The following is a 26,268-nucleotide window of genomic DNA, read 5'->3' on the forward strand; positions in this document are numbered from 1 at the left end:
ATGACTGGTACTTTGGCGTCCAATTGCAGATTCCGTTGTTCGAAGGTTTTGGCAGAACGTATCAGGTCCGACAGGCGCACGCCCAGGTCGAAATGCAGCAGTACACGCTCGACGAGACTCGGCAGCAAGTCGGGCTCGATGTCTGGAAAAGCTATCAGGCGTTGCAAACGGGCATCGAGAACGTGGAGAATACCGCGGCGCTCCTGCGGATCGCCCAGCGTTCTTTCGACGCCACAAAGCACCGATATGCCGCCGGTGTCGGCAACATTCTCGAGTTGCTCAACGCGCAGTCGTCGTTGTCGGATGCTAATCGCCAACGCATTCAGGCGCTGACGGATTGGCGAGCAGCGAGACTCGACCTCGCGGCGAAGATGGGACGGCTAAACGCCGGCGACCTACAAATGGGGACCCGCTAAAATCGCAGATTCATGCGGCGCACGATCAACTATCTGGAAGCGGTCCCAAGCAGCGCAGGCGAAAAACTCAAAGCGCCAACACCGTCACCCCCACCTCCACCCGGTGCGCCCCGCCGCCCAGAATCATCCCGCGCAGCAACGACACGTCGCTGTAATCACGCCCGATCGCGAGCGTGACATGATCCACATCGGCAAGCACGTCATTGGTCGGATCGAGATCGATCCAGCCGACTTCCGGGCAATGCACCGACACCCACGCATGCGACGCATCGGCGCCGATCAAACGCGGTTGCCCCGGCGGCGGATCGTTGCGCAAATAACCGCTCACGTAACGCGCCGGCAAACCCAGCGAGCGCAAGCAGCCGATCATCACCTGCGCGAAGTCCTGGCATACCCCGCTCTTCAATTCGAAAGCGCGCTCGGCGGGGGTATCGAACATCGTCGACGAAGGTTTGTACGCGAAGTCTTCGTGAATCCGGTGCATCAGATCGATTGCACCCGCCGCGATCGGCATGCCGGGCGGAAAGCTCGGCAAAGCGTAAGCGCGCAACGACGGCCGCGGCACGATATTCGGCGACGCAAAACAGAACTCCACCTCAGGCCGGAACTCGCCGCCGACCCAGAACCGCAACTCGTCCGCCACCTCTTCCCATTCAGGCGTCGCGTCGGGGTCGAGATCGGTCCAGCGCGGCGTGAGCGCCACCGTGGTTTCACTGACGAGTTGCAGCCGTTCGTGCGGAGCGTCCAGCGCGAAATACAGGACGTCGTTGCCGAATGCATCGATACGGCTATTCAGATACGACGGCTCCGGTTCGATCTTTTCGGTGTGCGAGACCAACCGCTGCCAAGCACAGGCGATCGGCCGGATCGTCGCCAGATGCTGGGCGGTCTCCACATACGTGGAGTAGCGGTAAGTCGTGCGATGCGAGACGGACAACACGGTCGGTGCGTTCTTCATGACCACACCTGCGATGCCACCGTACTCGCGTGACTGAAATAGCGCGCGCTGATCTCATGCGCCGCCGCACCGACAAAGCCGCCGATCTGATCGCATACTGCAATCAGATCGGCGTATGAACCATGTTCGTCGACTGCGCACAACGATTCGAGCGTCGGCAACGAAGCGGCAGGCAACATCAATTCCGCAAACGGACGATGCCGCATGCTGCCCGCGGCCACGGCAATCTCGTCGAGCTTCTTGCGCAGGCGCTCATAGACACCATAGATGCCGCGCGGATTGGTCGGCTCGATCACCAGCAGGTCGAGCAAAGCCGGCACTTCGAAACGGCCCGGATACAGCGAGCGATACGTCAGCGTGCTGTCGAACAATTGCAGCAGCAGATCGAAGCCGGCCGGTGTCGCGAGTTGACCTTTATCGGCGACCACGCGCAGGAACGACGTCATCGCCGAGACCCGTTCGATGTGCCGCCCGACGAATAGCAGTCGCCATGCTTCGTCGCGTGTCATGCGGTCGCCTTGCGCGCCGCTGATCGCCGATAACTGCACCGACAGGCGTTCGAGCGCGTTCATCAGTGTCACGCGGTCATAGCGTTCGTAGCGCTCGCCGCGGCCATTACCATTCGCACCGCGCTGCGGCGAACCACTACTATCGCCACTGCTACCATTGCCATTGCCGTTGAACCCCGCAGCCGGCATCAACGTCTGCAATGCATCGCGGAAATCGTTGCGCGCCGCGAGAATCGTGCGCCAGTGATCGTTCGACAAACGCCCACGCACTTCGCCGCTCGACCGCGCCTGGCAATTGAGGTTCTGACCGATGCTCGCAGCGCCGGTGCTCTCACTCAGATTCGCGACCAGCGCGCGCTCGAATGCCTGCGGCGAATGCGGCGAGAACATATCGCCGGATTGCACGAGACCGCAATGCAGTGCGAGCTCGACCAGCGTGGGGAACATCGCGTCGGCATCGTTGCCTTCCAGCGAGCCGAGAATCAGGCGCAACAGCCGCACATTGTTTTCGGCGCGTTCACCGTAACGTCCGGCCCAGAACAGATTTTCCGCCGCGCGGCTCGACACGGTGCGATGCTTGCGCGCGAGGTCGGCGGGTTGCATCGGCGAAGGCAGCAGCGTGAAGGTCGACGTCGGCTGACTGGACAGCACCCACGTATCGACACTGCTGCCGCCATATTGCATCGACACCGTCGCCTGACGCTCGGCGGCCATCCGCGTGAAGCCGCCCGGCATCACATGCCAGCCGCCGTTCACATCAGCAATCGCGTAGACACGCAGCACCGACGGACGGCGGCCAATCGTGCCGTCTTCGTAACGCGGCGTGCAGGAAAAACGCTGCGACTGCTGGATTGTGTAAGTGTCGGGCATTGCTTCGATACGTTCGCGCCATAAAGCGAGACGCTGCCGGCCCTGTTCGATTCCGGGCGGCGCATCGCGCGCGGCGAGCGGCCATGTCGGCACGATAAACGCTTCGTCCAGCCGCGCGAACGCGTGGTTGCGCGCCGCCTTTTCGCCGCACCACCAGGTCGCCACGCTCGGCAGCACGAGGTCTTCGTCGAGCAGCACTTCGGCGATACCCGGCAAAAAACCATGCAAAGCCGGCGACTCGACAAAGCCCGAACCCGGCACATTCGAGACGATCACCTTGCCCGCGCGCATCACCTGCAACAGACCCGGCACGCCGATGCTCGAATCCGCGCGCAATTCGACCGGATCGCAGAATGCATCGTCCAGACGGCGCAGCACGACGTGCACACGTTCGAGACCGGCGAGCGTCTTCAGATACAGCATGTCGTCGCGCACGGTCAGGTCCTTGCCCTCCACCAGCGTGACGCCGAGATAGCGCGCAAGAAACACGTGCTCGAAATAGGTTTCGCTAAACGGCCCCGGCGTGAGCAACGCGATATGCGGCGACGCATCGGCGCCCGAACTTTCGTGCTGCATCGTGGCTTGTGCGGCCTGCGCGAGCGTCCCGATCAGTTGCGAATAGGTCGGCGCGAGACGGCTCACATGCAGCGCGCGGAACGGCTCGGCGAACAGCGTCGACACGATCAGCCGGTTTTCCAGCGCATAACCGAGGCCGGACGGCGCCTCGGTGCGATGCGCCATGACGGTCCAGTTACCGGCGGGCGTACGCGCCAGATCGACGGCGACCACCTGCAGATACTGCCCGCCAGGCGGCGTGAAGCCCTTCACGGAACGCAGATAGCCGGGATGCCCGAACACGAGCGCGGGCGGCAATTGGCCACGCTCGAGCAAGGTCTGCGGCCCATAGATATCGGCGACGATCGCATTGAGCAGATGCGCGCGCTGCGTCACGCCACGCTCGATATGCGCCCACTCGGCCTCGCTGATCAGGAACGGCAGCAGGTCGAGCGCCCACGGCCGCGGCTCGCCGTTATCCGCGTAGACGTTGTAGCTGATGTCGTTGTCGCGGATCTGCTGCGCGATCGACGCGTAGTGATCCTCCAATCGCGCGATGCCGTCTTCGCCGAGCCGCTCGAAGAATTGCCGCCACGGTTCGCGCAACGCGCCGGAGGCGTCGCGCAACTCGTCCCAGTGTCCTTCGTAGGCCGGCAACAGCCGCAATAAGGACGAAGCGTCCGCACGCGCCGCGGACGTTTCGAAGGGAAAAGTCGATTGAAAGGCCAAGATCGTGTCGTTCTTAAAAGTGTGTGTTGCCGCTTTTCAGTCTACCAGGTTACCAGTACCGCAGGTCCAGCGTGAACGGAAACTCGAGGCTGCGTTGCGGCCTCCCGACTGTGAGCGGCCCCGGCGTATGACCGGACGCGAAGAAGCGCGCGCGCCGCCGGCTTTCCGCCTCGTACGCGTTGACCGGGAAGGTCTGATAGTTGCGCCCGCCCGGATGAGCGACATGATACTGGCATCCGCCCACTGAGCGCCCTGTCCACGTGTCGACCAGATCGAAAGTGAGCGGCGCATCCACGCCGATGGTCGGATGCAGCGCCGACGGCTGCGACCACGCGCGAAAGCGCACGCCGGCCACATATTCGCTGACGCGGCCGGTCGGTTGCAACGGCACCGGCACGCCGTTGACGCTCAGCACATGACGGTTGTCGTTCAAACCGAGCGCGCGCACTTCGAGCCGCTCGACCGACGAATCCACATAGCGCACGGTGCCGCCCGGCGAGCCCTCCTCGCCCATCACGTGCCACGGTTCGAGCGCGTTGCGGATAGTCAGCGTGACGCCGTTCACCGTGGTCTCGCCGACCAGCGGGAAGCGGAATTCGAAGTGCGGCGCGAACCAGCTGCTCTCGAAGGCGAAACCCGCCTGGTTGAGATCGCCAAGCACGTCGTCGAAATCCATCTTCGCGAAGGTGCCGAGCAGGAAGCGGTCGTGCAGTTCCGTGCCCCAGCGCGTGAGCCGCTGCGTGTACGGCGTGTGCCAGAAGCGCGCCACCAGCGCACGCAACAGCAATTGCTGCACGAGACTCATGCGCGCATGCGGCGGCATTTCGAAACCGCGCAATTCGAGCAGGCCGAGGCGGCCGGTCGGACCATCGGGCGAATAGAGTTTGTCGATGCAGAACTCGGCACGGTGCGTGTTGCCTGTCACATCGATCAGGATGTTGCGCAACGAGCGGTCGATCATCCACGCCGGCAGATTCGCGCCATCGCGCCCGCCGAGCAGATCGATCTGCCGCTGCAACTCACGGAACGCCACTTCGAGTTCATACACCTGGTCGTTGCGTGCTTCGTCGACACGTGGCGCCTGGCTGGTCGGTCCGATGAACAGCCCGGAAAACAGATACGACAGCGAAGGATGGTTGTGCCAGTACGCAATCAGGCTCGCCAGCAGATCGGGCCGGCGCAGGAACGGACTGTCGGCAGGCGTCGCACCGCCGAGCACGAAGTGATTGCCGCCGCCGGTCCCCGTATGCCGGCCGTCGGTCATGAACTTCTCGCTGCTCAGATAGCTTTCGGCCGCGGACTTGTACAGATACTCGGTGTTGTCGACCAGTTGCGTCCAGTTCGAAGCCGGGTGAATGTTCACCTCGATCACGCCGGGGTCCGGCGTGACCTGCAGGATTTTCAGGCGTGCATCGCGCGGCGGCGGATAGCCTTCGAGCACCACCTTCATCCGCAATTCGGCCGCGGTCGCTTCGACGGCGGCGAGCAGGTCGAGATAGTCGTCGAGTTCGGTAAGCGGCGGCATGAACACATGCAGCAGCGAGCGGCCGCTGCCGAACGCTTCGGTTTCCGCTTTCGGACCGGCGGCTCGTTTCGGATCGCGGGCTTCGACGCAGATCGCCGTGCGCAGCGTTTCCTTCGACGACTGCCCGCGCGCGGGTGCCTGTTCCTCGCCCGGCCGCGGCGCAAAAGCCAGCACACCACTGCCCGCCATGCCGCTCAGCAAATCCGCCGCTGACGACGACAACGCGGCCGCATGCCGCGCATCGGCGGCGCTCAAGGCGCGCGGCTGTTCGCCGTCGTACTGCATGCGCAATTGCGCGGCCGGGCGCAACGGCACGGGCGGGGCGAACGGATCGTGCGCGTGCTGATACGGATAGTCGGTCTTCGACACCCACGGCAGCGAATCCAGCGGCAAGCGATAACCCATCGGCGAATCGCCGGGAATCAGGAACATGCGTTCGTCGCGGAAGAACCAGCGGCCGCTGACCCATTTCGGCGCCTCGTTCGGCACGTCGCGTTCGCGCGCGAGCGGCAGGACAAAACCGGTCGCGCCGCCCAGGCCGGCGTCGAACACACGCCGCAAACGCACGCGCTCCAGTTCGTCGTCCAGACGCGCATCGAGCGGATCGACGTTGACCGGCAGTCGGCGTTCGCGCCACAGGTAGTACCAGACGTCTTCGAAACCGGGCTGGATGCAGTCGTGGTCGACTGCCAGTTTGGTCGCGAGATGAGAGAGGAAGCGCTGGGCGTCGCCGGCCGTGTAGGTGCCTGGCTCGCGTTCGTCGGCGAAAAGTTCGGGGTCTTGCCAGCACGGCTCGCCATCGGCGCGCCAGTAAAGCGACATCGCCCAGCGCGGCAGTTGTTCGCCCGGATACCACTTGCCCTGGCCGATATGCAGAAAACCGTTCGCGCCGTAGCGTGAGCGCAGCTTGTCCATCAGCGCCACCGCATAGCCGCGTTTGGTTGGGCCGAGCGCGTCGGTGTTCCATTCGGCGGCGTCGCGATCGCGAACCGACACGAAGGTCGGTTCGCCGCCCATGGTCAGGCGCACGTCCAATGCGCTCAGGCGCTCATCGACCCGGGCGCCCATTTTCAGCACGTCGTTCCACACCGTTTCGCTGAACGGTTTGGTGACGCGCGGCGTCTCCAGTACCCGTTCAATCGACATGGTGTGCTCGAACTCGACTTCGGATTCGTCGACCGCGCCGGAGATCGGCGCCGCGCTGCCGGGTTCGGGCGTGCAGGCGACCGGAATGTGCCCTTCCCCGGCGAGCAGGCCGGAAGTCGGATCGAGGCCGATCCAGCCCGCGCCTGGCAGGTAGACCTCGCACCATGCGTGCAGGTCGGTGAAGTCGACTTCAGTACCGCTCGGGCCGTCGATGGATTTGACGTCGGGCGCGAGTTGCAGCAGATAACCGGAGACAAAACGCGCCGCCAGCCCCAGTTGCCGAAGCGTCTCGACCAAGAGCCAGCCCGAATCGCGGCATGAGCCCGCGGCGCTCACCAGCGTTTCCTCGGGCGTCTGCACGCCGGGCTCCATGCGGATCAGATAGCGGATCTCGCGTTGCAGCCGCTGATTCAGTCCGACGAGAAAATCAGCGGTGCCCATCGGCGTGCGGTCGATACTCGCGACGAACCCGGCAAAGCGCGGCGTCATCGGCTGCTTGACGAGGTAGGGCGCGAGTTCCAGCGCGAGGCCGGGCGCATACTCGAACGGAAACTGTTCCGCCGAGGGTTCGAGAAAGAAGTCGAACGGGTTATAGACGGCCATCTCGGCGACCAGATCCACGGTCACCTTGAATTCGCGCGTTTTCTCGGGGAATACCAGCCGCGCCTGATAGTTGGCGAACGCGTCCTGTTGCCAGTTGATGAAGTGTTCGGCCGGCTCGACCCGCATCGAATAAGACAGAATCGGGGTCCGGCAATGCGGCGCAGGCCTGAGACGCACGACCTGGGGCGACAGCGCAACCAGCCTGTCGTAGCGGTAATGTGTGACATGATTCAACGCGACGCGTATGGACACACGAACTCCTCGACAAAGGATGGCAGCCCGCCAAAAAAGCAAGCTTCATGCCGTTTATGGAACACGCGCGCAAAGCCGCGTGAACTGCCTGTACCGCGCGAACTACCGCCTGCCAACAGGTTGACCGGGTCTCCTGGCTGTGGACCCGATCGATCCGCGCGCCGTCTCGCCGCCTTTTCGGCGATCACGCACCAAAGCGGCGCGGCAGCGATGCACGATCATGCACGTAATGTGCGTTAAACCAGTGACGTCTGGCAATCGCGGCATGAAGATTGCGCGTCGTCTTCGCCCTGGCAGGCGCTTGAGGATGCCTGAGATGCGCGGTGACCGGCACACGGCCGCCGACAACGCACGCGCCTGCTGCTCCATGACTGTTGTTACCCATCACCCGGGCTCGATCGATGAAAACCTTCCACTGCAATCGCTGCTCGCACCTTGTGTTTTACGAAAACGTTCGCTGTGAACGCTGCGAGTCGTTGCTCGGATATGTGCCTGAACTCGCCGAAATCAGCGCCTTCGAGGAAGCCGATGAAGGGCGTTGGCGCAGTCTGCATCCGCGTGCCGAGGGCGCGGTGTTCCGGCAATGCCACAACTACGCGGTCGAAAACGTCTGCAACTGGATGATTCCCGCCGATTCACCGGACACGCTGTGCCGCGCCTGCCAGCTCACGCGCACGATCCCGAATCTGAGCGCGCCGGACAATCGGCTCTACTGGTACCGGCTGGAGATGGCCAAGCGGCGTCTGTTGTACACGCTGGCCGCGCTCGGCCTCGACGTGCCGTCGCGCCAGACCGATCCCGAGCATGGTCTCGCTTTCGAGTTCCTCGAAGACGGCGGCGATGGTTCGCGGGTCATGACCGGCCACGACAACGGCCTGATCACGCTGAACATCGCCGAAGCCGACGACGTTCACCGCGAGAAAGTGCGCAGCGCGATGGGCGAGCCCTATCGCACGCTGCTCGGTCATTTTCGCCATGAGACGGGTCATTACTACTTCAGTCAGCTGATCGAAAACAATCCGCGCTGGATCGAGCCCTACCGCAAGCTGTTCGGCGACGAGCGCGCCGACTATGGCGAGGCGCTGACGGCCTACTATCGCGACGGCGCGCCGGCGCCGGCGGACTGGCAGGCCTCGTATATCAGCGCCTACGCGACGATGCATCCCTGGGAAGATTGGGCTGAGACGTGGGCGCACTACATGCTGATCGTCGACGTGCTCGATACCTCGACCTCGTACGGCCTCGCCTTGTTGCCCGACGACCCGAGCGAACCGACACTCACCGACCGCACGCCAGTGGAAGATGCGAGCTTCGAGAATCTGATGAAGCGCTGGTTTCCGCTCACGTATGCGTTGAACAGTCTGAACCGCAGTCTCGGCATGCCCGACGGCTATCCGTTCACGCTGGCCTCGCCGGTGGTGGACAAGTTGCGCTTCGTGCATCGGGTGATTGCGGCGGCGGGCGACAAAACGCAGCCGCGGGAAGCAGCGAAGCCGGCGGCTGATGCGGGGGCGGTGCAGACGACGTTGCAGACGGCAGCGGCCGGTGCGTCGCCGACGGCTGAGGCGCCGGCGACCCCACCACCTGCCGCACAGCCTGTGACGCAAGACGTGGTGTCGCAAGAACCGTCGCAGACGATGGAGCAGGCGCCGCTGCCACAACCTGCGCAGCCTGAGCCTGTCAACCAGGCGGTTGTGTCGCAAGACTCCGAGCAGGCGCCAGCCATGCAGGCAGTCGCGCCGGCGTTGCAATCCGAATCCAGCACCGTGAAAACAGCACCGCCCAAGCGGGCTGCGCGGCGACGTTAACGCGGTGGCTGTGCCTGATGGCTTTGCCCGCAAGTGACACGCTTCATGAACCCATAAGTAAAGCCCGCTGCCGAGTAACCCGGCAGCGGGCTTTTCCCTCAAAGCCAAACCTGGCTATCGCTCAATACGCGACGTAAGGTCCTGTACCACCGGGCGTCGTCTGCTGCTCGACGGCGGCATACACGTTACGGCCATAGAAGAACGGCAGACCCCAGTCGAAAATCGACGACGTCACAAAAGCCGGTCCCGCCAGCAGCGGCAGCGCCGAGTCGCCGGTATACGTCTGCGAGATCGTCATGGCGTTGCCCACCGCGAAGTTCACCGTGCTCGTCGTGCCGTTCACCCCCTGAATCATCGCACTCAACGATTCGGTCGAGACCGGACAGTAGTACGCGCTATTGGGGCTCGCGCACACCGGCAACGCACTGGTCTGGAAGAACAGACCGGTCGAGCCGCTGTCCAGAATACTGTTCGAATACGTGATGCCGTTGTGCACCGTCGTAAAGGTGCCATTCGACGGACTCACGCCGACCACCTGCGCGCTGCCGAGACCATTGTTGCCCTGCGTGCCGATGCCGAACACCAGTTGCCCCGCGACCGACTGCGCGCCGCCAGAGACCATCGGCAGGCTCAGCAGGGAGCCGTTGTTGTCGGTCGCGAAGTAGGGAATCGGGTTCGCGACCTGAAGCGCTTCCGCGAGCGGAATCGACGTGCATGTCGTGCGGTTGCAACCGTAGTACGTGCCGGCCACGGCCTGCTGCACACAGTTCGCGCCGCAGTCGTGCTTGAACACGCCGATGCCCAGAATGCCATTCGCCTGCAACGTCCCCGGCGTGTTGCGCGCGGCGCCGTAGGTCGCGCAATCAGCGGGTAGCGAAGCGTAGTCCGGATCGATCACCTGGATCGGCAGCGACGCCGCTTTTTCACCGGCAATCTGCAAATCGGCGAGCTTCACCGAACCCCACGTGTAGCCGTCGAAGAACTGCATGCATTCGGCGACCAGATTGCCCGAGCCGTCCTTCTGTTGCGGCAGCGTTATCGACGCGGGCAATTGCGAGGCAAACACGCGCACGCCCCACGACCCGGTGTCCACCAGGATGTGATCGATGGTTTGGCACTGGCTGGTGCCGGGCGCGCAAATCGTGATGCTGACGAACGGCATGTTCGGCACATTGCTCACGCCGGCGTCGACGGTCACGCGCACTGCGTTGGCCGCCGACACTTGAGGCGAAGGCGAGGTATTGGTGACAGTGGGACCGGCCGAAAGTCCCGGCGTACTGCCCGAATTCGCCGAAGAGCCGGCACCGCTGGAGCCGCCGCCTCCGCCGCCGCAGGCGCTGACGAGCAACGCGAGCAGCATCGCGCACAGCAAGGTCATGAACGACGCGCTATCACGCATGATCCGCTCCATTATTGAATGACGCCGACGTCGACGCCCGGGGGCACCGCTCGCGGCAGATACGCATAGCCGGCGAACGCGCGCAGATGGCCGCCGGAATACACGACCAGATCGCCGGTCGACACGGCGAGCGGCGTCCCGCGACGCGTCGCGGTGGCGGCGACGTATTGGTCGAACGACTCGCCCAGCATGGATTTCAGATCCGGCAGCGTCGGGCCTTGCCACGCGACCCCGAACACCATGCCGTTGGGCGCGACGTACTCGCGCACCACCGTGCCGGACGGCAGGGTCATTAGATGTACCGAATACGCGCTTTGCGTAGTGGCCGTATGAGCCACTGCGTGAAGGCGGGTCTGATCGCTGTCGACCGTGTTGACGTTCTGGCCGAGCGTGGCGTGCGCGGCAAACGACAGCGCGCAGCTTGCCCCGAGCATTGCGCGCGCAATGCTTGTAGAGAGCATCGGTTTCAAGAGATGTCCTTCGAGTTGAAACGCTCGTGCCCGGCAGCGAGCCGAACACGAACGGGAATTCAGGGCGCACTCCTGAGCGGCGGTGATGTCATTGCATTCACACCGGTTGGGTTGCGTGAATGCGTCTACGGAGTGGCGGAGCGAAACTTTAGGCACGGCGCAGTGCCATGGCAATCGTTTGCGGGATGATTTAAACCTTGTGCGAATGCCGCGCCGTTTTATGCCGTTTGATGTTTGAGGACTGGATCACCAAGGGGCGGCGCTTCGACGCCTATTTTCCCGATCAGACGTGTTTAAAGCGAACCCACGCAACAGGCACCAACCGCGCCCCACAAAATTCTCGATGCGTGCCGGCATGTCGCGAACGGTGTAAGCGGCCGCTGAATAATCCACGTCCGCCGGCCTGTTTCCTCTGATCATAACGACGCACGGAGCGTGCTTTCGTGTGAGGAGAAAATCGCGATCTCAACATGATTTGAGGCGAAAAAAATGCCGCGAATGACGTGATCGTCATTCGCGGCATCGGCTATTCCTCGCGAGCTTCTCGCTATTTCATCGCGACTTCCGCAAGCCGCGCCGAATCCGCATCGAGCGATTCGACACGGCGCGCGGCTGTTACTTTTTCTGTTGCTGTTGCTGTTGCAAGAGCGATTTGAGCTCCTGCACGTTTTCTTCTACGCGCTTTGCGATCACCGCGTACGACTCGGCCTGCGTCTGATACGCGGCCTGCGCCAACTGCTGCATATCGGCGAGCGACTTGTGGAGACTCTGCTGGATCAGCTCCGCGGCTTTCGCTGGCGGCGCCGCACCACCAGCCGACAATTGCCCCGTGAGCGACTGCATTTCGGCCAGCGTGGCACGCAACATCTCGGTCTGTTTCTGCGCGAGCGACTGCATGCCCTGGAATGCCGTCTGATTCGCCTGAACCAGTGCCTCCATGTCCTTGCGTCGCGCTTCCATGATGGCGGGTACGTCGAAGCCAGGGAGCTTGAACTGCTCCAGCATTTTGGTGAAATCGCCAAACGGATTGGCGGCGTCAGGTTGGCTCATGCGAAATCCTCCTTAACGGTTGAATACTCGCCGGCGGTGCATCGCCGCGATGGGCGGCTTCAACCTCTGCACCAGTGGCGTCGCGTGCGCCGCGCTTCCCGCGCAGGTTTGTTGCATCTGGGGTCGGACGGCACATTGTTTCAATCATGCGCCATCCGGGCACATTGCGCCAGCGGGCACACCCTGGCGTCGAGCGTCTCCTTGCGGGCGGAAACGTTCACAGCTTCGGCCGCCCGTTGCGTCGCGCTGATTTCTCCGGCGCTTTCCCGCAGCGGTGCTTCTTCCTATCGACACCGCGACGCATGCAAGGCTTGGTAAGTTACAACGCGGCTTCAGTAACTCTGCGAAACGGCATGTCGACTATCGTTGCCGATGTGCCGGCGCACTGTCGCGCCGGCATCGTGTCCCGCCGAAACGCAACGCGGCCGAATGGCCGCGCTGCGTTAGCTTTCGCACATAGCGCCTCACTGCCCACTTTTCATCTTCCGTCACGTGATTAGGATAAGAGCACCGAAACGCCTGTGCCTGGTGAACAATGCGCTATCCGTTGAACATGGCTGTTGCCGCCGCCCTTCTCGTGTTCGTTCTTTGCTGCATCATCAAGCTCGCGTTGAATTGATGCCTTGGCGGTTCCATTCAGTCGTGCGTTTTCACACTTTCACCGACTTCGTATAGCGCAGCCAGAGTGCGTCGTGCTCGACCTTCTCAACGGACTCAAGCTTCAGATAGGCCGGCGCTTGCCATTTGTCCATGGCTACTTCGAATGACGACGGATGCTCGCTGCGGCCATCCACCAGCGGCAAGATCAACACGCTGACTTCGTCGGCGAGCCCCGCGTTCACAAACGCGCCGCTCACGTGCGAACCTCCTTCCACAATGAGCTTCTTTACGCCGAATTCGCGGGCGAGCGTCTGCACGACCTTGTCGAGATCGATTTCAGATTGGCCGCCGAACACATACGAGACGCCGATCGATTGGAGATACGCCAGATAGTCGTCCGCCACCTGCTCGGTCAGCACCTCGACGATGTGCGACTTGAGCGCGGTGTTGCTCTTCCACGCAACCCGGCCTTGAGGGTCGATCGAAATCGCGTACTGTTGCGCGTTGCGCTCGACGACATGATCGGTGCGCGGCACGGCACCTTTCGCGAGCCCTTTCGGGTAATCCATGCCGTGCGCAATCTCCTGCATGGTGACGCGACCACAGATCCAGCCGTCGGCTTTGAACGTCGCCGCGGTGTTTTCGTACAGATCGCCAGCAAAGTCGAGATGCCAGCCGTCCGTCAGACTGCGGCCGTCTAGCGAGGACATCATGTGAACGACGATGAACGGTTTCATGCGTTAAGGCTCCGTGTAAGGTGAATACACGGAGCCTTCAGCAAGGTCTGTTCCGCAATGTGCGGCTTGGCGGCTTGGCGGAGCGCTTAAGCGACCGCGTAACGTTCGAGCCAATGCGCGTACGGCGCCGGCAGCGTCCACGACGCGCGTTCGATCCCCAGCTTGCGCGCCGCGTGATACGGCCAGTGCGGATCGGCCAGATGCGCGCGGCCGACCATCACCAGGTCCAATTGCTCGTTCTTGACGGAGCGCTCGGCCAGTTCCGGCGTATCGATGCCCCATGCCGACGAGACGGCGATACCGGCCTCGCGGCGCACGCGCTCGGCGATCGGCGCGAGGAACGCCGGCGCCCACGGAATGGCCGCCGTCGGCGTGGAGAAACCCACGCTGACGCTCAACATGTCCAGCCCTTCGCGCTTGAAATTCTTCGCCAGTTCGATCGATTCGGCGAGCGTTTCCTCGTCGCGTCCGTCGTACTCGATCACGCCGAAACGCGCCGTCAACGGCAGATGCTCAGGCCACACCTTGCGCACCGCAGCCAAGGTTTCCAGCAGAAAGCGGCTGCGATTTTCGAGGCTGCCGCCGTATGCGTCGTCGCGTTGATTGGAGTGCGTCGAGAAGAAGCTTTGACCGAGGTAGCCGTGTGCGAAGTGCAGTTCGAGCCATTCGAAGCCCGCATCCCGGGCACGCCGGGCGGCCGCGACAAAGTCTTCGCGCACCCGGGCGATGTCGTCGAGCGTCATGGCTTTCGGCACTTTCGGCAGGCCGCCACCGAAGGCGATCGCCGACGGCGCAAGGGTCTGCCAGCCGCGCGGATCGTTATCGGCGATGTGGTCGTCGCCTTCCCACGGGCGGTTCGCACTGGCCTTGCGGCCCGCGTGGCCGATCTGAATGCCCGGCACGGCGCCCGCTGCCTTGATCGACGCGACCACCGGCGCGAAAGCCTGCGCCTGCTCGTCGGTCCAGATGCCCGCGCAGCCCGGCGTGATACGGCCCTCCGGCGACACCGCCGTCGCTTCGACGATCACCAGCCCCGCGCCGCCGCGCGCCAAGCCGGCGAGGTGCACGCGGTGCCAGTCGTTGATCAGGCCGTCTTCAGCGGTGTATTGGCACATCGGCGGAATCGCGATGCGGTTGCGTAAGGAAATGTCCTTAAGCTTGTAGGGCTGAAATAATGCTGACATCAGGCTAAACTCCTGTGGATAAGCTTGTACGGTAGTTCGATAAACATCGAACTATGGAGTATGGCAGAAACCCTTATGACCTGCACATGCGCACCTATACCCATCCCGACGCCGAGGACTTCACGCTTGGACGGCTTTTCCATGCGCTTAGCGACCCTGTGCGGCTCGAAATCGTCCGTCGCCTTTCAACGGTCGAAGAGGCCACCTGCGGGGAGCTCGACGGGGGCCGCCCCAAATCGAGCGTCTCCCATCACTTCCGGATCCTGCGTGAAGCGGGACTGGTGCGCACGCGCGTGGCCGGCACCGTGCATCAGAATTCGCTGCGGCGCGCGGAACTGGACGCACAGTTTCCGGGCTTGATGGAGGCGATCATCAAGCAGATCGTCAATGAAACGGCGTCGAACGAACCGGCTTGACGGTCGACTGAAGAGCGTGCGGGCGCGACGACACGACGCAGGTCGCGGCTCGATTCACCGTTCTATTCGCGCCAGAGTTTGCGCATCAACGCGAGCAACGCAGTCGGCGCGGTGCCTTTCTGACAATAGCCGTCGAAATTATGACGCGCCTTGCCGGTTTCTTTCACGTGGTCTTCATCGAGCGAAGTGAACGCGACGATGCCGAGGCTCTGGGTCGGAAGATAGCAGCGAAGCGCGCTCGCGGTTTCATAACCGTCGCGCTCCGGCATCATGATGTCGAGCACGACGACATCCGGCACCCAATCCTTCACGCAGCGCAGCGCCTCGCTGCAACCGTTGGCGGTACGGGCTTCCACGCCTTCATACGAGAGATAGGTGGCGAGCGCTTCGGCGGCGTTGACGTTGTCGTCGTCGACCAGAACGCGCGGCACTTCGTGCAATACCTGGACCTCGCGGGCGCTCCACCTTTGAGAAGTAGAGAGTGTTCGGGACATGTGTGGCAGCGTGCTATAAAAACACGAGTCGTCAGCAAGCTGCGTACCACAGTGATCTGGAAGTGCTGTCATGGCGGCGCCATATCGACGCGTCAGGCCAGGCATGAGCTGTTCTGTCCTCACAAGGGAGACATGCCATGCTGATCGCTTGCGCTGGATCGCGTCGCAATCCGCCGCCTCTTACGCCGACGATGAGGGTGCCGCTCAGGCTCTCAGCCCGGAGCTCGCCCCAAACCTCGCGCCAATCGATATCCGCGCCATGCTCGACACCCACGCCGGGTCCTTCCGGCACGCGGGCGTGCTATCCGTGCGCAGCGGTTTGCAATGGCCGGCAGCTGGGCGCGCTGCCACGCGTGCCATCGTCGTCACCGTGATGGCGGACAAGCAGGCCGCGCTGCGAGCCGCGCTGCCGCAACAGATCGACGGCGTACCCATCGACGTACGCGCGGCCGACGCGATGCAATCGATGCAGGCGCTCGACCCCTCGCGATACTGCGCGTTGGCGCAAGCACGCCACGACACACGATCGCGACTGGCATGTGACCGTGACGAGCGAGGCGTTGGCAAACACGTTCCGCGCGTTCCTGCAGCACGACTATGCGGTCTCTCACGATGCGATAGACGCGGCCAGGAAAAAGGGCACCGACATTGCGAGAGGCGTCGCCGCACTCGACGTACCGATCGAAGCGCTTGCAGTGGGCAAAGCGCCGCATCAGTTCTTCGCGCTATCAACGTCAATTCAGCGACCGTGTTCCGAGGCGTTGACGACAAAATAACTTTCCTTTAAGGTCGAAACCGTTGAAGGAAGCGCTCCTCGTTCGTCATAGAGGATATCGGGTTGGCGTGCCCGTCCAGCAAGAGGTGATCGCGATGCGCGACAACCCTGTTGGGCCGGCAAGCGCTATTTCGGCCCATCCACGCGCCGGTGCAGCACCACTCACCGTCATCAAGAATGTCTGCGTCCTGACCATGGATCCTGCGCACCCGCAATGGGCATGCGCGGATATCGTCATCGAGAATGGAACGATCAGCGCGATCGGACCGGGCGTGTCCCGAGGCATCGTCAATCAGCACATCGTGATCGACGGAACCGGCCAGATCGTGATGCCCGGGCTGATCAACGCTCACTTCCACTCGCCGACCAACTTTCTCAAAGGCGCACTGGATAGCCTGCCGCTCGAACTCTTCATGCTCTACGAGGTGCCGAGCACGCCCGATGCAGCGGTGTCCGCCCGCGCCGCCTACGTGCGCACGCTGCTAGGCGCCGCGGAAATGCTGAAGCTGGGCGTCACCGCGGTCCAGGATGACGCCTTCTTCCTGCCGGCGCCGAGCCACGCAGAAATCGACGCGGTGATGGGCGCGTACCGAGACATCGGCATTCGGGCCACCGTCGCACTCGACCAGCCGAACCTCCCCGAGATCGCCAAGCTTCCCTTTCTCGGTGAACTCGTTCCAGCGGAACTCAGAGGCCGGCTCGAGGCGCCCGCCGCAATGGAAGCAGACGACTTACTGCGCCACTACCGCTATCTGATCGACACCTGGCACGAGCATGACGGTGGCAGATTGCGTGCCGCGGTCTCCTGTTCGGCCCCACAACGCGTGAGCGTCGACTATCTTCGCTCGCTCGACGAATTGAGCCATGCACACGACCTGCCGTTCTATATCCACATGCTGGAGACCCGTCTGCAGCGAGTGTTCGGCGAAGTGTGCCTGAATGGCCGCTCGCTCATTCAGTACGTCGACGACCTCGCCCTCCTTTCCGAGCGAATGAACGTCATCCACGCGGTGTGGATCGACGACACGGATATCGCCCTACTTGCCAAAGCCCGCGCGCAGGTCATCCACAATCCGATCAGCAACCTGCGTCTGGGCAGCGGCGTCATGCCGTTCCGCCGGCTTGCGCAGGCGGGTGTTGTCATCGCTCTCGGCTCGGACGAAATCATCGCCGACGATGCGGTCAACATGTGGTCTGTCATGAAGACAGCCGCGCTCATCCATACGATTGGGGACCCCGATCCCGACCGCTGGCCCGTGGCCGGTGAGATCCTGCGCTGCATGTTCGAAGGCGGCGCGACCGCTATGCGTCAGGCCGACCGGCTCGGGCGCATCGCGCCGGGCTACCAGGCCGATCTGATCATGCTCGATCTCGACACGCTGCCATTCACCCCGCTCAACGATCTTGCCCGCCAACTCGTGTACGCGGATGCGAGCCGTGCGGTGACGATGACGATGGTCGCCGGACGCGTGGTCATGCAGGACGGCAAGCTGCTGACCATCGATGAAAAAGCACTCCGGCAGGAGGCCCGCACGATCATGGCCGAGGCCGGCGGTCAGCGTGAGACCTTGATGCGCGAAGCCGCCGAGTGGCTGCCGCACTATCGCGCGATGTATCAGAAGACGCTCGATATCGATGTCCGTATGAATCGTTGGGTTGGAGACGCAGGCCCTGAACCGATTTGATTTTTGTCCTTCCGTTTTGCACATTCAATCACGTTCAACATTGATTAGGGGTACATCAAATGTCACACCACTTAAAATGTAAGCTCGCAGCGACTGCCGCCCTGATTGGATTGGGTCTGGTGTCGGCCGTCCAGGCCGCGCACGCGGAAGACAAAACGATCCGCGTGATCTGCAACAACTGGTCGGGATTCGCCCCCGTCTTCGTGGCGAACGATTTGGGTTACTTCAAGAAGCTGGGCCTGAACGTCTCCGTGAAGTTCGACGACGAGCAGGCGGATGCGCTCGCAGGCATCGCCCACGGCGACATCGAAGTGGACATGCGCACGGTCGACGACTATCAGCGCCGCCCGCGCAGCCCTTCAACGCCGGGCGTAATGATCGGCACCATCGACGAGTCCAACGGCGGAGACGGCGTGGTCGCGGATGGTTCGATCAGGAAGGTCAGCGATCTGAAGGGTAAGGTGGTGGCCATGGAAACCGACATTCCCGCCTATCTCCTGCTGCAACTCGAGCTGAAAAAAGCCGGCCTCAGCTACAAGGACATGAGCGTTAAGCAGACGGCGGGGTCGGACGCGCTGTCGGTATTCTCGGACCCGAGCGTGGCGGCGATCGGTACCTTCCAGCCATTCATGAACAAGGCGGTCACGGTCGACAAAAAACGCGGCGCGCACATCCTGGTTTCGTCGGCCAGCTACCCGGGTACGATCGTCGACGCCATCATCGTCAACCAGTCGAAACTAAAAGCCGATCCGGCCGCTTACAGGAACTTCCTGATCGGCGTGTACAAGGCGATCGCTTATTACAACACCAGGCCGGCGGACTTTATCCACCTTGCCGCGCCTCACTTCAATTTGAGCGACAAGGAGTTTCAGGCTAGCATCGACGGCAGCCTCAGCTACACGTCGATCGATATGGCCAGGCATTACTTGGGGGCTGCCGGCAAGCCCGGCTCGCTCTACAAAACCTTCGATACCCTGATGCAGCTGAACCTCGCGAACGGCGCATCGGACCACACGCTTTCGGCAGCCGGTTCGTTCGACGGTTCGGCTTTGCAATCCATCTCGGCTAACGATCTCAAGTGACCAAGCCGCTTGCCAACGCTTTCGCCTTTCGCGGAAGTATCAGTCGCCGGGCCAACGTTCTCGTCGGCCTCGGCGCCAGTTTTGCCGTGCTGCTTGCATGGCAGCTATCGTCATGGAACGGCTGGATCGATCCGACCTTTCTGCCCTCGCCGATCGAGATCGCACAAAGCCTCTGGACCATGAATCGCGAAGGGCAGATCGCCGGCAACGCGTTGATCTCGATCGGGCGGATTCTCGCTGCGTTCGCGTTGTCGGCGGTCATGGCGATCCCCATTGGTCTTTTGATGAGCAGCTATCGTCCGGTGAACGCGGCACTCGAACCGATGGTGGATTTCATCCGCTATCTGCCCACGCCGGCGCTGGTGCCGATCAGCATCATCTGGTTCGGCGTGGGCGAGGAAACCAAGATTTTCCTGCTGTGGCTTGGAACGTTTTTTCAGCTCGTGCTGCTCGTGGTCGACGATGCGAACCGCGTGCCCAACGAATACATCGAGATCGCCCGCACGCTCGGCGCGCGTCCGTTCCAGATTCTGGTGGATGTCGCGTGGCGCTCGATGCTGCCCAACCTCGTCGACAATCTGCGCATTACGCTCGGCTGGTGCTGGACGTATCTGATCATTGCCGAAATCGTCGCCTCCGACAGTGGCCTCGGCTTCGTAATCTGGAACGCGCGCCGCTATATGCAAACTGACCGCGTGATGGCCGGCGTGTTCGTGATCGGCATCATCGGGCTCGTCAGCGACCAGGCCATTCGCGCACTGCATCGGCGACTATTCCGCTACATCCGGAGCACTGATTGATGAACATCCGCACAACCGAGTACCTGGTCTTTGACGGCGTCACCAAACGCTTCGGCGAATTGCCCGTCGTGGACACGCCGTTTCATCTGACCATCCCTCGCGGTCAGTTCGTCGTCTTTCTCGGACCGTCCGGCTGCGGCAAAACAACGCTCATGCGCATGTCGGGCGGCCTCGACACACCGAGCGCTGGCGAGATCCGGCTGGAAGGCGAGCCGGTCGGCAAGCCCGATCAGCGGCGCGGCATGGTGTTTCAGTCGTACTCGTCGTTTCCCTGGCTGACTGTCGACCAGAACGTGGAATTCGGCATGCGTTACCGCCCCGATCTGAGCAGGGAGGAAAAGCGCAGGCGCACCGATCACTATCTGCGCCTCGTCGGATTGCAGGAATTCGCCGGCGCTTATCCGAACCGGATCTCCGGCGGCATGCGTCAGCGCGTGGCGATCGCCCGCACGCTGGCTGCGGGTTCCGAAGTATTGTTGATGGACGAGCCGTTCGGCGCGCTCGACGCGCAACGGCGCGAGCAGCTCCAGGTGGAGCTGCGCCGCATTCAGAGCGAGGAGTCGCGCACGGTCATTTTTGTCACGCACGATGTCGAAGAAGCCGTTTTTCTTGCCGACAGGATCATCGTATTTTCGCGCCGTCCCGCGCGGGTGATCGAGGACATCGACGTCACCTCACAGTTGGGAAGCACGCGCACCCTCGCGCTCAGAGACAGCGACGTGTTTTTCCGCATGAAGACGAATATCGTTCAGACCGTCCGCGAAACGGCTGCCAACGAATACTGACTGCTGCTGACTCCGTACTCCCTGAACCTGGTCGTTATCAATTGATGACGAACCTCTCATCGTGCGGCAGAGGTGCCGTCAGCCCGCGATTTCCATACCGGAGTTCGTCAAGACACCACGCACCCCAGATCGCCCCGTACCGGAGACCATCCATCAAACCGTACAGGTACTGTACCGGCAAGCGCCGCTAGAATGCTCCAAAGGTCTTCTCGACCATTACCGGAGCCCCGCCATGTCTTACCTCAGCCTCAGCGCGCTGCCCGCCGGCATTCTGTTCGCGCTCGTCACCAGCATCACGCCCGGGCCGAACAATACGATGCTGCTGGCCTCGGGCGTCAATTTCGGTTTTCGCCGCACGCTGCCGCATGTTTCGGGGATCAGCGCCGGCGTGGTGTTGTTGATGCTGTCGGTTGGGATTGGTCTGGGCGAAGCCTTCGTGCACTTTCCCGTGCTGTACACGGTGCTTGAAGTCGCGAGCGTCGCGTATCTGCTGTATCTCGCGTGGAAAATCGGTACGTCGGGCGAACTGAAGGTCAGGAATGGCGATCGCCGGCCGATGAAGTTTTATGAAGCCATCGCGTTTCAGTGGGTCAATCCGAAAGCGTGGATGATGGTGCTGACCGCCGCGACAACGATCCACCTGAGCGAAAGCACCGGCATGAACGCGGTTGCGATGGCGGTGATCTTCTACGTGGTCGGGTTGCCGTGCATCTGCCTGTGGGCTGCTTTCGGCACCGCGATGCGGCGCGTGCTGTCGGACCCGAAACGGCTGCGCATTTTCAATGTAGTGATGGCGCTGCTGCTGGTGGTCTCGCTGTATCCGATCGCGCTGAAGCTGCTCGGTCACGCCGCCTAGGACGAAGCATCACTAGATCGCGCCCTGGCCGACTCGCTCGATGAAGCGCCACAACGCGTCGTCGGTCGAGTACGGCGCGTTGAAACGGAACCAGGCGCTCGGGGCGTCGTCCGGACGGAAGTAGGAGCCGGGCGCGAGCCAGATGCCGTGCCTGAGCGCGGCGGTCGCCACTTCACCGGCGCGCTCGGGCTCGATCGGCAGCCGCGCCCACAGAAACAGCCCCGCGCGCGGCCGGTGAAACAGTTCGAGGCCGAGCGAGTCGAGCCGCTCTTCGACGCTCGCATGCACGAGCTTGAGCCGCTCGTTCACGGCTTCGACGTGACGCGCGTAGCGCCCTTCGAGCAACACCTTGTCGACGATCCGCTCGATCGCTTCCGACGACGTCAAGCCCACCGCCATCTTCGTGCGCGCCAGTTCGCGCAACACCGCGCGCTCGGCGACAACGTAGCCGCAGCGCAGCCCCGGCGTCACCGTCTTCGAGAAACCGCCGACATAGAGCACGCGCTGCAGGCCTTCCATCGCGGCAAACATGGGCGCGCCGGGCGGCGCCAGTTCGCGGCTGACATCGTCCTCGATCACCCACATGCGCTGCCGCTCGGCGATCTGCAACAGCCGGAACGCCGCCGACATGCCGAAGGTCGCGCCGGTCGGATTCTGCAGTGTGGTGTTGACGAAAATCGCCTTCGGCTTGTGTTGCGCGACCAGCGCTTCGAGCACGTCGGTATCGACGCCGGCCGGCGTGCGCGGCACGCCATGCACCACCAGCCCCGCGAGTTTGAGAATCTGCAGCAGATTGCAATAGCCGGGATCTTCGACGATCACCGTGTCGCCCACGCGCAGCAACGTGCGAACGATCAGATCGAGCCCTTGCGTCGCGCCCTGCGTGAGCAGCACGTTGGCGATGTCGATCGGCAAGCCGCGCCGGTCGAGTTGCTCGGCGATCCGCTCGCGCAGCGGCGCGAAGCCGTACGGATGCCCGTAGTCGCCGAGCCGCGCCGCCGGCACCCGGCTCATCGCACGCAGCGCATGCTGCAAACCCGTCTCGTTGATCCATTCGTTCGGCAACCAGCCGCCGCCCGCCTTGATCGGCACCGAATGGTCGGCGAACACGTCGGACAGCAGCCAGGTCGCGGTGAGGCTGGGTGGCTGCCAGTCGGTGGGCGCGGCGCGCGCGGGCTGCGCGCGCGCCGCCACGCGATAGCCGGAACCGCGGCGCGCGACCACGAGGCCCATCGAAACAAGACGGTTGTATGCCTCGGTGACCGTGAAGGTGCTCAGTTCGTGGCTTTGCGCCAACTGACGCACCGATGGCAGCAGCGCGCCGGCGCGCAGGGATTGCGCCTCGATCGCAGCCGCGAAACCCTGCACGACCTGCTCGACGAGCGTGGGAGCGGCGCGCCGGTCGCGCTCAAGTTGTAGTTCGATCATTGGCTCTGGGCTGAAAGGCCGGTAGGCCGGCGGAGTGGCCAAGCAGATGGAGCGAGCGACGCAGGCGCCCGATAAACGCCGAATTGCATCACGGCGCGATCGACACAGTTATCGCCATTCCACCAACACAGTCAGCGCCACACTGCGTCAACTGTTTATGCCGCCATTAAACCGCGAGCGCTACAGTTTCGCTACCACTTCGAGGAGAAAACCATGACTTCGCGCCCCGTCATCGACGACCTGTCGTCTTTCTGGATGCCCTTCACCGCCAACCGCCAGTTCAAGGCCGCGCCGCGCCTGCTGGAATCGGCCAAGGGCATGTACTACCGCACCACGGACGGGCGTGAAGTGCTCGACGGCTGCGCGGGTCTCTGGTGTGTGAACGCCGGCCACGGCCGCGACGAAATCGTCGCGGCGATCACCCAGCAACTGTCGACGCTCGATTTCGCGCCGACCTTTCAGATGGGCCATCCGTTGGCATTCGAAGCGGCCACGCGAGTTGCCGAATTGATGCCGAACGGTCTGGACCGGATCTTCTTTACGAACTCCGGCTCGGAATCGGTCGACACCGCCCTCAAGATCGCGCTGGCGTACCACCGCTCGCGCGGCGAAGGCCAGCGCACGCGTCTGATCGGCCGCGAGCGCGGCTATCACGGCGTGGGCTTCGGCGGCATTTCGGTCGGCGGTATCGCGCCGAACCGTAAGACGTTCTCCGGCGCGCTGCTGCCGGCGGTCGACCATCTGCCGCACACGCACAACCTGGAACACAACGCGTTCACCAAGGGCCAGCCTGCATGGGGCGCGCATCTCGCCGACGAACTCGAGCGTATTGTCACGCTGCACGATGCCTCGACGATTGCCGCGGTGATCGTCGAACCGGTGGCCGGCTCAACGGGCGTCCTGATTCCGCCGCAAGGTTATCTGCAGAAGCTGCGCGAGATTTGCACCAAACACGGCATCCTGCTGATTTTCGACGAAGTGATCACCGGTTTCGGCCGGATCGGCAAAGCGACCGCGAGTGAGTATTTCGGCGTGACGCCGGACCTGATCACGATGGCCAAGGCCATCAACAACGCCGCGATCCCGATGGGCGCGGTGGCCGCGAGCCGCACGATCCACGACTCGATCGTCAACGCCGGCGCGCAGGGCGCGATCGAACTGTTCCACGGCTACACGTATTCGGCTCACCCGGCCGCAGCCGCGGCTGCGGTGGCGACACTCGATCTGTACCGCCGCGAAGGTCTGTTCGAGCGCGCCGCGACGATGGCGCCGACATTCGAGGCCGCGGCGCACTCGCTCAAGGGCGCGAAGCATGTGAAGGATGTGCGCAATCTGGGCATGATCGCCGGCGTCGAACTCGAATCGCGCGACGGCGCGCCGGGCGCCCGGGCTTATGAAGCGTTCGTGAAGTGCTTCGAGGCGGGCGTGCTGGTGCGCTTTACCGGCGACATCCTCGCGTTTTCGCCGCCGCTTATCATCGAGGAAGAGCAGATCGCGCATATCTTCAAGACAGTGGGTGACGTGCTGGCGACGGTGCAGTAAGGCAGTCAGCAAGCTTGACGATGCGCGCGCGAAAGAGCGTGCGCATCGCTTCGACCGTCTGCGTCGCCCCCTGCGTCTCGCCTCCTGCTGTCCCCTGCGTCTCGCCTCCTGCTCTCCCCTGCTCTCCCCTGCTCTCCCCTGCGACTCCCCTCTGCGTCACTCCCTCTGCGTCACTCCCTCTGCATCACTCCCTCTGCATCACTCCCTCTGCATCACTCCCTCTGCATCACTCCCTCTGCATCACTCCCTCTGCGTCTCTCCCTCTGCGTCTCTCTTTCTGCGTCCCTCCTTCTAGACGCCGGCTTCAGTGATGCGTGCGCGAAGCGCGCGTGTGCGCAGCCTTTTTAGCGGCTGCCGAGCGGCCTGCGGCGCCTTTCGTCGCGGCGGCTTTCTTCGCTGCTGCGGAGCGGCTGGCTGCGGGACGTTTGGCTGCTGCCGACCTGGTCTGCTTCGACATGGCGGTGTGCGATGCACCGGCGGTGCTTTCACGCTTCAATGCATTGGTGGAGGCACGTGAGCGCTTGGCGGTCGACTCGCTGCTCGCACTTTTCTTCCTCGCCGTGCTCTTGTGCTGACCTGCTGCATTGTCTTTTTCGGCTTTCTTGCGGGTTGCCTCGCTGGTGGCGCCCTTCTTCGGCGACTTCACGGCGACACCCGCCCGGCGCGCTTCCGACAAGCCGATTGCGATTGCCTGTTTCGCCGATCTGACGCCGTGCTTGCCGGCGCGTACCTTATCGACCTGTTCCTTGACGAATTCCCCGGCCTGGGTGCTCGATGACCTGCCGGCCTGCTTGTCGGCCTGGGCGCGCTTGATGGTTTTCTGTTCGGGCATGACAGTCCTCCGGTGGATGTGGGTCCATGAAACGCAGCAACGCGTGTGCCGGGGTAGTTCGTCATGACGGCGGAGGCGATCTGAAGGGCCGTCTGACGGGGATTTCGTGCTTTTGGCTCAGCGTGAGCGATTGCCGGGGCGCGGCCCGCGGCGCTATAAAAGTTCCGGGAAACGGCTTGCGGCGCGGCGAAACTTCAGGAAATTGGCGGGGAGGACTCGCGCGTGGCACGTGGACGGCGTATGGTAATAGCAAGGGTTGGCGCCGTGGTCCGGACCCGACGGGAGATGACCTCCATGAAGATACCTACCGTTCGCGCGGGAGCGCATATCGAAGGCGTGCATTGGATTGCCGAATACGCCGAGGACGTTCATGAGATTCGCGTGTTCCGCGAAGGCCAGGAAGTGGACGTGCATAACGCGCCGTCTACGTTATTTGGCGATGAGGAGAATGCGGGGTCCAAGAGTACCGCCGATCATCGGGCGGTGGAGGCCGCTGTACTGGCTTATTTGAAGCGGTTTGTGATTGAGCATGATGCGGAGGAGTAGTGGTTTTTTTGCTAGCGGCGCTTTCCTTGATCTGGGTCTTGGGCCTTTCCTTGATCTGGATTTTTGGCCTTTCCTTGATCTGGCTAGTTGGCCTTTCCTTGAATTGTTATTGGTCTATCAGTGTTGCCCCTGTGCGGGGCGGCACTTACTTTCTTTGCCGCGGCAAAGAAAGATAAGCAAAGAAAGCCGCTCACACCGCTAATTCTTAAGCGGGTC

At 62.9% G+C, this 26,268-nt stretch carries 21 protein-coding genes and 1 pseudogene; 11 read left to right on the forward strand and 11 right to left on the reverse strand.

Going from position 1 to position 26,268, the window contains the following annotated elements:
* Positions 1-416 (forward strand): TolC family protein (locus QOC89_RS15115; protein WP_323045744.1); only part of this gene is annotated, 416 nt, incomplete at its 5' end.
* Between the two features lie 67 nt (positions 417-483).
* On the opposite strand, the gene QOC89_RS15120 is transcribed toward QOC89_RS15115, so the two are convergent.
* From QOC89_RS15120 to QOC89_RS15130, 3 genes are read right to left on the reverse strand one after another with little or no spacing between them, the layout of a single operon-like run.
* The gene (locus QOC89_RS15120) at positions 484-1,374 is read right to left on the reverse strand and encodes a transglutaminase family protein (RefSeq protein WP_323045745.1); all 891 of its coding nucleotides are present in this window, start codon (positions 1,372-1,374) and stop codon (positions 484-486) included.
* The gene (locus QOC89_RS15125) at positions 1,371-4,037 is read right to left on the reverse strand and encodes a circularly permuted type 2 ATP-grasp protein (protein WP_323045746.1); all 2,667 of its coding nucleotides are present in this window, start codon (positions 4,035-4,037) and stop codon (positions 1,371-1,373) included. Before QOC89_RS15125 ends, QOC89_RS15120 begins: the two co-directional genes overlap by 4 nt.
* 49 nt (positions 4,038-4,086) lie before the next feature.
* On the reverse strand, positions 4,087-7,563 hold the full coding sequence (locus QOC89_RS15130; RefSeq protein ID WP_323045747.1) for a transglutaminase family protein: 3,477 nt from the start codon (positions 7,561-7,563) through the stop codon (positions 4,087-4,089).
* A 401-nt stretch (positions 7,564-7,964) separates the two neighbouring features.
* Here QOC89_RS15130 and QOC89_RS15135 point away from each other — a divergent pair.
* A pseudogene (locus QOC89_RS15135) lies at positions 7,965-9,035 on the forward strand (zinc-binding metallopeptidase family protein); the annotation flags it as partial.
* 457 nt (positions 9,036-9,492) lie between these two features.
* On the opposite strand, the gene QOC89_RS15140 reads toward QOC89_RS15135, so the two are convergent.
* The 5 genes from QOC89_RS15140 to QOC89_RS15160 all read right to left on the reverse strand — a co-directional run bounded on the left by QOC89_RS15140 (position 9,493) and on the right by QOC89_RS15160 (position 14,811).
* On the reverse strand, positions 9,493-10,770 hold the full coding sequence (locus QOC89_RS15140) for a DUF3443 domain-containing protein (RefSeq protein ID WP_323045748.1): 1,278 nt from the start codon (positions 10,768-10,770) through the stop codon (positions 9,493-9,495).
* A gap of 11 nt (positions 10,771-10,781) precedes the next feature.
* Positions 10,782-11,231, reverse strand: a complete 450-nt coding sequence (locus QOC89_RS15145) for a DUF2844 domain-containing protein (protein WP_323045762.1) — start codon at positions 11,229-11,231, stop codon at positions 10,782-10,784.
* 624 nt (positions 11,232-11,855) lie between these two features.
* Positions 11,856-12,290: a phasin family protein gene (locus QOC89_RS15150; RefSeq protein WP_323045749.1), complete on the reverse strand. Its 435-nt coding sequence runs from the start codon at positions 12,288-12,290 to the stop codon at positions 11,856-11,858.
* A gap of 650 nt (positions 12,291-12,940) precedes the next feature.
* Positions 12,941-13,627 (reverse strand): dihydrofolate reductase family protein, encoded by a 687-nt coding sequence (locus tag QOC89_RS15155; RefSeq protein WP_323045750.1) that lies wholly within the window; start codon positions 13,625-13,627, stop codon positions 12,941-12,943.
* Positions 13,628-13,713: 86 nt separating this feature from the next.
* Positions 13,714-14,811, reverse strand: a complete 1,098-nt coding sequence (locus QOC89_RS15160; RefSeq protein WP_323045751.1) for an NADH:flavin oxidoreductase/NADH oxidase — start codon at positions 14,809-14,811, stop codon at positions 13,714-13,716.
* Positions 14,812-14,897: 86 nt separating this feature from the next.
* Here QOC89_RS15160 and QOC89_RS15165 point away from each other — a divergent pair, with 86 nt between their 5' ends.
* Positions 14,898-15,227 (forward strand): ArsR/SmtB family transcription factor, encoded by a 330-nt coding sequence (locus tag QOC89_RS15165; protein WP_323045752.1) that lies wholly within the window; start codon positions 14,898-14,900, stop codon positions 15,225-15,227.
* A gap of 62 nt (positions 15,228-15,289) precedes the next feature.
* On the opposite strand, the gene QOC89_RS15170 is transcribed toward QOC89_RS15165, so the two are convergent.
* Positions 15,290-15,721 (reverse strand): response regulator, encoded by a 432-nt coding sequence (locus tag QOC89_RS15170; protein ID WP_323045753.1) that lies wholly within the window; start codon positions 15,719-15,721, stop codon positions 15,290-15,292.
* A gap of 560 nt (positions 15,722-16,281) precedes the next feature.
* Between QOC89_RS15170 and QOC89_RS15175 the strand changes: the two genes are divergently transcribed.
* The 6 genes from QOC89_RS15175 (at position 16,282) to QOC89_RS15200 (ending at position 21,704) form a co-directional block, all read left to right on the forward strand.
* Positions 16,282-16,497, forward strand: coding sequence for a hypothetical protein (locus tag QOC89_RS15175; RefSeq protein WP_323045754.1), 216 nt, complete (start codon positions 16,282-16,284; stop codon positions 16,495-16,497).
* A gap of 67 nt (positions 16,498-16,564) precedes the next feature.
* Positions 16,565-18,181 carry an amidohydrolase family protein gene (locus QOC89_RS15180; RefSeq protein ID WP_323045755.1) on the forward strand — a complete coding sequence of 539 codons (1,617 nt, stop codon included), beginning with the start codon at positions 16,565-16,567 and terminating at the stop codon, positions 18,179-18,181.
* A 119-nt stretch (positions 18,182-18,300) separates the two neighbouring features.
* Positions 18,301-19,263 carry an ABC transporter substrate-binding protein gene (locus tag QOC89_RS15185; protein ID WP_323045756.1) on the forward strand — a complete coding sequence of 321 codons (963 nt, stop codon included), beginning with the start codon at positions 18,301-18,303 and terminating at the stop codon, positions 19,261-19,263.
* Positions 19,260-20,063, forward strand: a complete 804-nt coding sequence (locus QOC89_RS15190; RefSeq protein ID WP_179740616.1) for an ABC transporter permease — start codon at positions 19,260-19,262, stop codon at positions 20,061-20,063. Before QOC89_RS15185 ends, QOC89_RS15190 begins: the two co-directional genes overlap by 4 nt.
* On the forward strand, positions 20,063-20,848 hold the full coding sequence (locus tag QOC89_RS15195) for an ABC transporter ATP-binding protein (protein WP_323045757.1): 786 nt from the start codon (positions 20,063-20,065) through the stop codon (positions 20,846-20,848). Before QOC89_RS15190 ends, QOC89_RS15195 begins: the two co-directional genes overlap by 1 nt.
* Positions 20,849-21,080: 232 nt before the next feature.
* Positions 21,081-21,704, forward strand: coding sequence for a LysE family translocator (locus QOC89_RS15200; protein WP_323045758.1), 624 nt, complete (start codon positions 21,081-21,083; stop codon positions 21,702-21,704).
* Positions 21,705-21,716: 12 nt separating this feature from the next.
* Here the strand turns inward: QOC89_RS15200 and QOC89_RS15205 are convergent, their stop codons facing one another.
* Positions 21,717-23,132, reverse strand: a complete 1,416-nt coding sequence (locus tag QOC89_RS15205; RefSeq protein ID WP_323045759.1) for a PLP-dependent aminotransferase family protein — start codon at positions 23,130-23,132, stop codon at positions 21,717-21,719.
* Positions 23,133-23,345: 213 nt separating this feature from the next.
* Here QOC89_RS15205 and QOC89_RS15210 point away from each other — a divergent pair, with 213 nt between their 5' ends.
* Positions 23,346-24,674, forward strand: a complete 1,329-nt coding sequence (locus QOC89_RS15210; RefSeq protein ID WP_323045760.1) for an aspartate aminotransferase family protein — start codon at positions 23,346-23,348, stop codon at positions 24,672-24,674.
* A 304-nt stretch (positions 24,675-24,978) separates the two neighbouring features.
* On the opposite strand, the gene QOC89_RS15215 is transcribed toward QOC89_RS15210, so the two are convergent.
* Positions 24,979-25,506: a DUF6496 domain-containing protein gene (locus QOC89_RS15215; protein WP_323045761.1), complete on the reverse strand. Its 528-nt coding sequence runs from the start codon at positions 25,504-25,506 to the stop codon at positions 24,979-24,981.
* A 294-nt stretch (positions 25,507-25,800) separates the two neighbouring features.
* Here QOC89_RS15215 and QOC89_RS15220 point away from each other — a divergent pair, with 294 nt between their 5' ends.
* Positions 25,801-26,052, forward strand: coding sequence for a hypothetical protein (locus QOC89_RS15220; RefSeq protein ID WP_007178046.1), 252 nt, complete (start codon positions 25,801-25,803; stop codon positions 26,050-26,052).
* The last annotated feature ends 216 nt before the right edge of the window (positions 26,053-26,268 follow it).

It is taken from the genome of Paraburkholderia sp. (genome assembly GCF_034668105.1).
GTDB lineage: Bacteria > Pseudomonadota > Gammaproteobacteria > Burkholderiales > Burkholderiaceae > Paraburkholderia.

What these genes read in the sequence shown, in the direction of transcription:
- QOC89_RS15120 (WP_323045745.1), bottom strand. Translation starts at nt 1,374, where the DNA reads ATGAAGAACGCACCGACCGTGTTGTCCGTCTCGCATCGCACGACTTAC.
- QOC89_RS15140 (WP_323045748.1), bottom strand. Translation starts at nt 10,770, where the DNA reads ATGCGTGATAGCGCGTCGTTCATGACCTTGCTGTGCGCGATGCTGCTC.
- QOC89_RS15145 (WP_323045762.1), bottom strand. Translation starts at nt 11,231, where the DNA reads ATGCTCTCTACAAGCATTGCGCGCGCAATGCTCGGGGCAAGCTGCGCG.
- QOC89_RS15150 (WP_323045749.1), bottom strand. Translation starts at nt 12,290, where the DNA reads ATGAGCCAACCTGACGCCGCCAATCCGTTTGGCGATTTCACCAAAATG.
- QOC89_RS15155 (WP_323045750.1), bottom strand. Translation starts at nt 13,627, where the DNA reads ATGAAACCGTTCATCGTCGTTCACATGATGTCCTCGCTAGACGGCCGC.
- QOC89_RS15160 (WP_323045751.1), bottom strand. Translation starts at nt 14,811, where the DNA reads ATGTCAGCATTATTTCAGCCCTACAAGCTTAAGGACATTTCCTTACGC.
- QOC89_RS15165 (WP_323045752.1), top strand. Translation starts at nt 14,898, where the DNA reads ATGCGCACCTATACCCATCCCGACGCCGAGGACTTCACGCTTGGACGG.
- QOC89_RS15170 (WP_323045753.1), bottom strand. Translation starts at nt 15,721, where the DNA reads ATGTCCCGAACACTCTCTACTTCTCAAAGGTGGAGCGCCCGCGAGGTC.
- QOC89_RS15195 (WP_323045757.1), top strand. Translation starts at nt 20,063, where the DNA reads ATGAACATCCGCACAACCGAGTACCTGGTCTTTGACGGCGTCACCAAA.
- QOC89_RS15200 (WP_323045758.1), top strand. Translation starts at nt 21,081, where the DNA reads ATGTCTTACCTCAGCCTCAGCGCGCTGCCCGCCGGCATTCTGTTCGCG.
- QOC89_RS15205 (WP_323045759.1), bottom strand. Translation starts at nt 23,132, where the DNA reads ATGATCGAACTACAACTTGAGCGCGACCGGCGCGCCGCTCCCACGCTC.
- QOC89_RS15210 (WP_323045760.1), top strand. Translation starts at nt 23,346, where the DNA reads ATGACTTCGCGCCCCGTCATCGACGACCTGTCGTCTTTCTGGATGCCC.
- QOC89_RS15215 (WP_323045761.1), bottom strand. Translation starts at nt 25,506, where the DNA reads ATGCCCGAACAGAAAACCATCAAGCGCGCCCAGGCCGACAAGCAGGCC.
- QOC89_RS15220 (WP_007178046.1), top strand. Translation starts at nt 25,801, where the DNA reads ATGAAGATACCTACCGTTCGCGCGGGAGCGCATATCGAAGGCGTGCAT.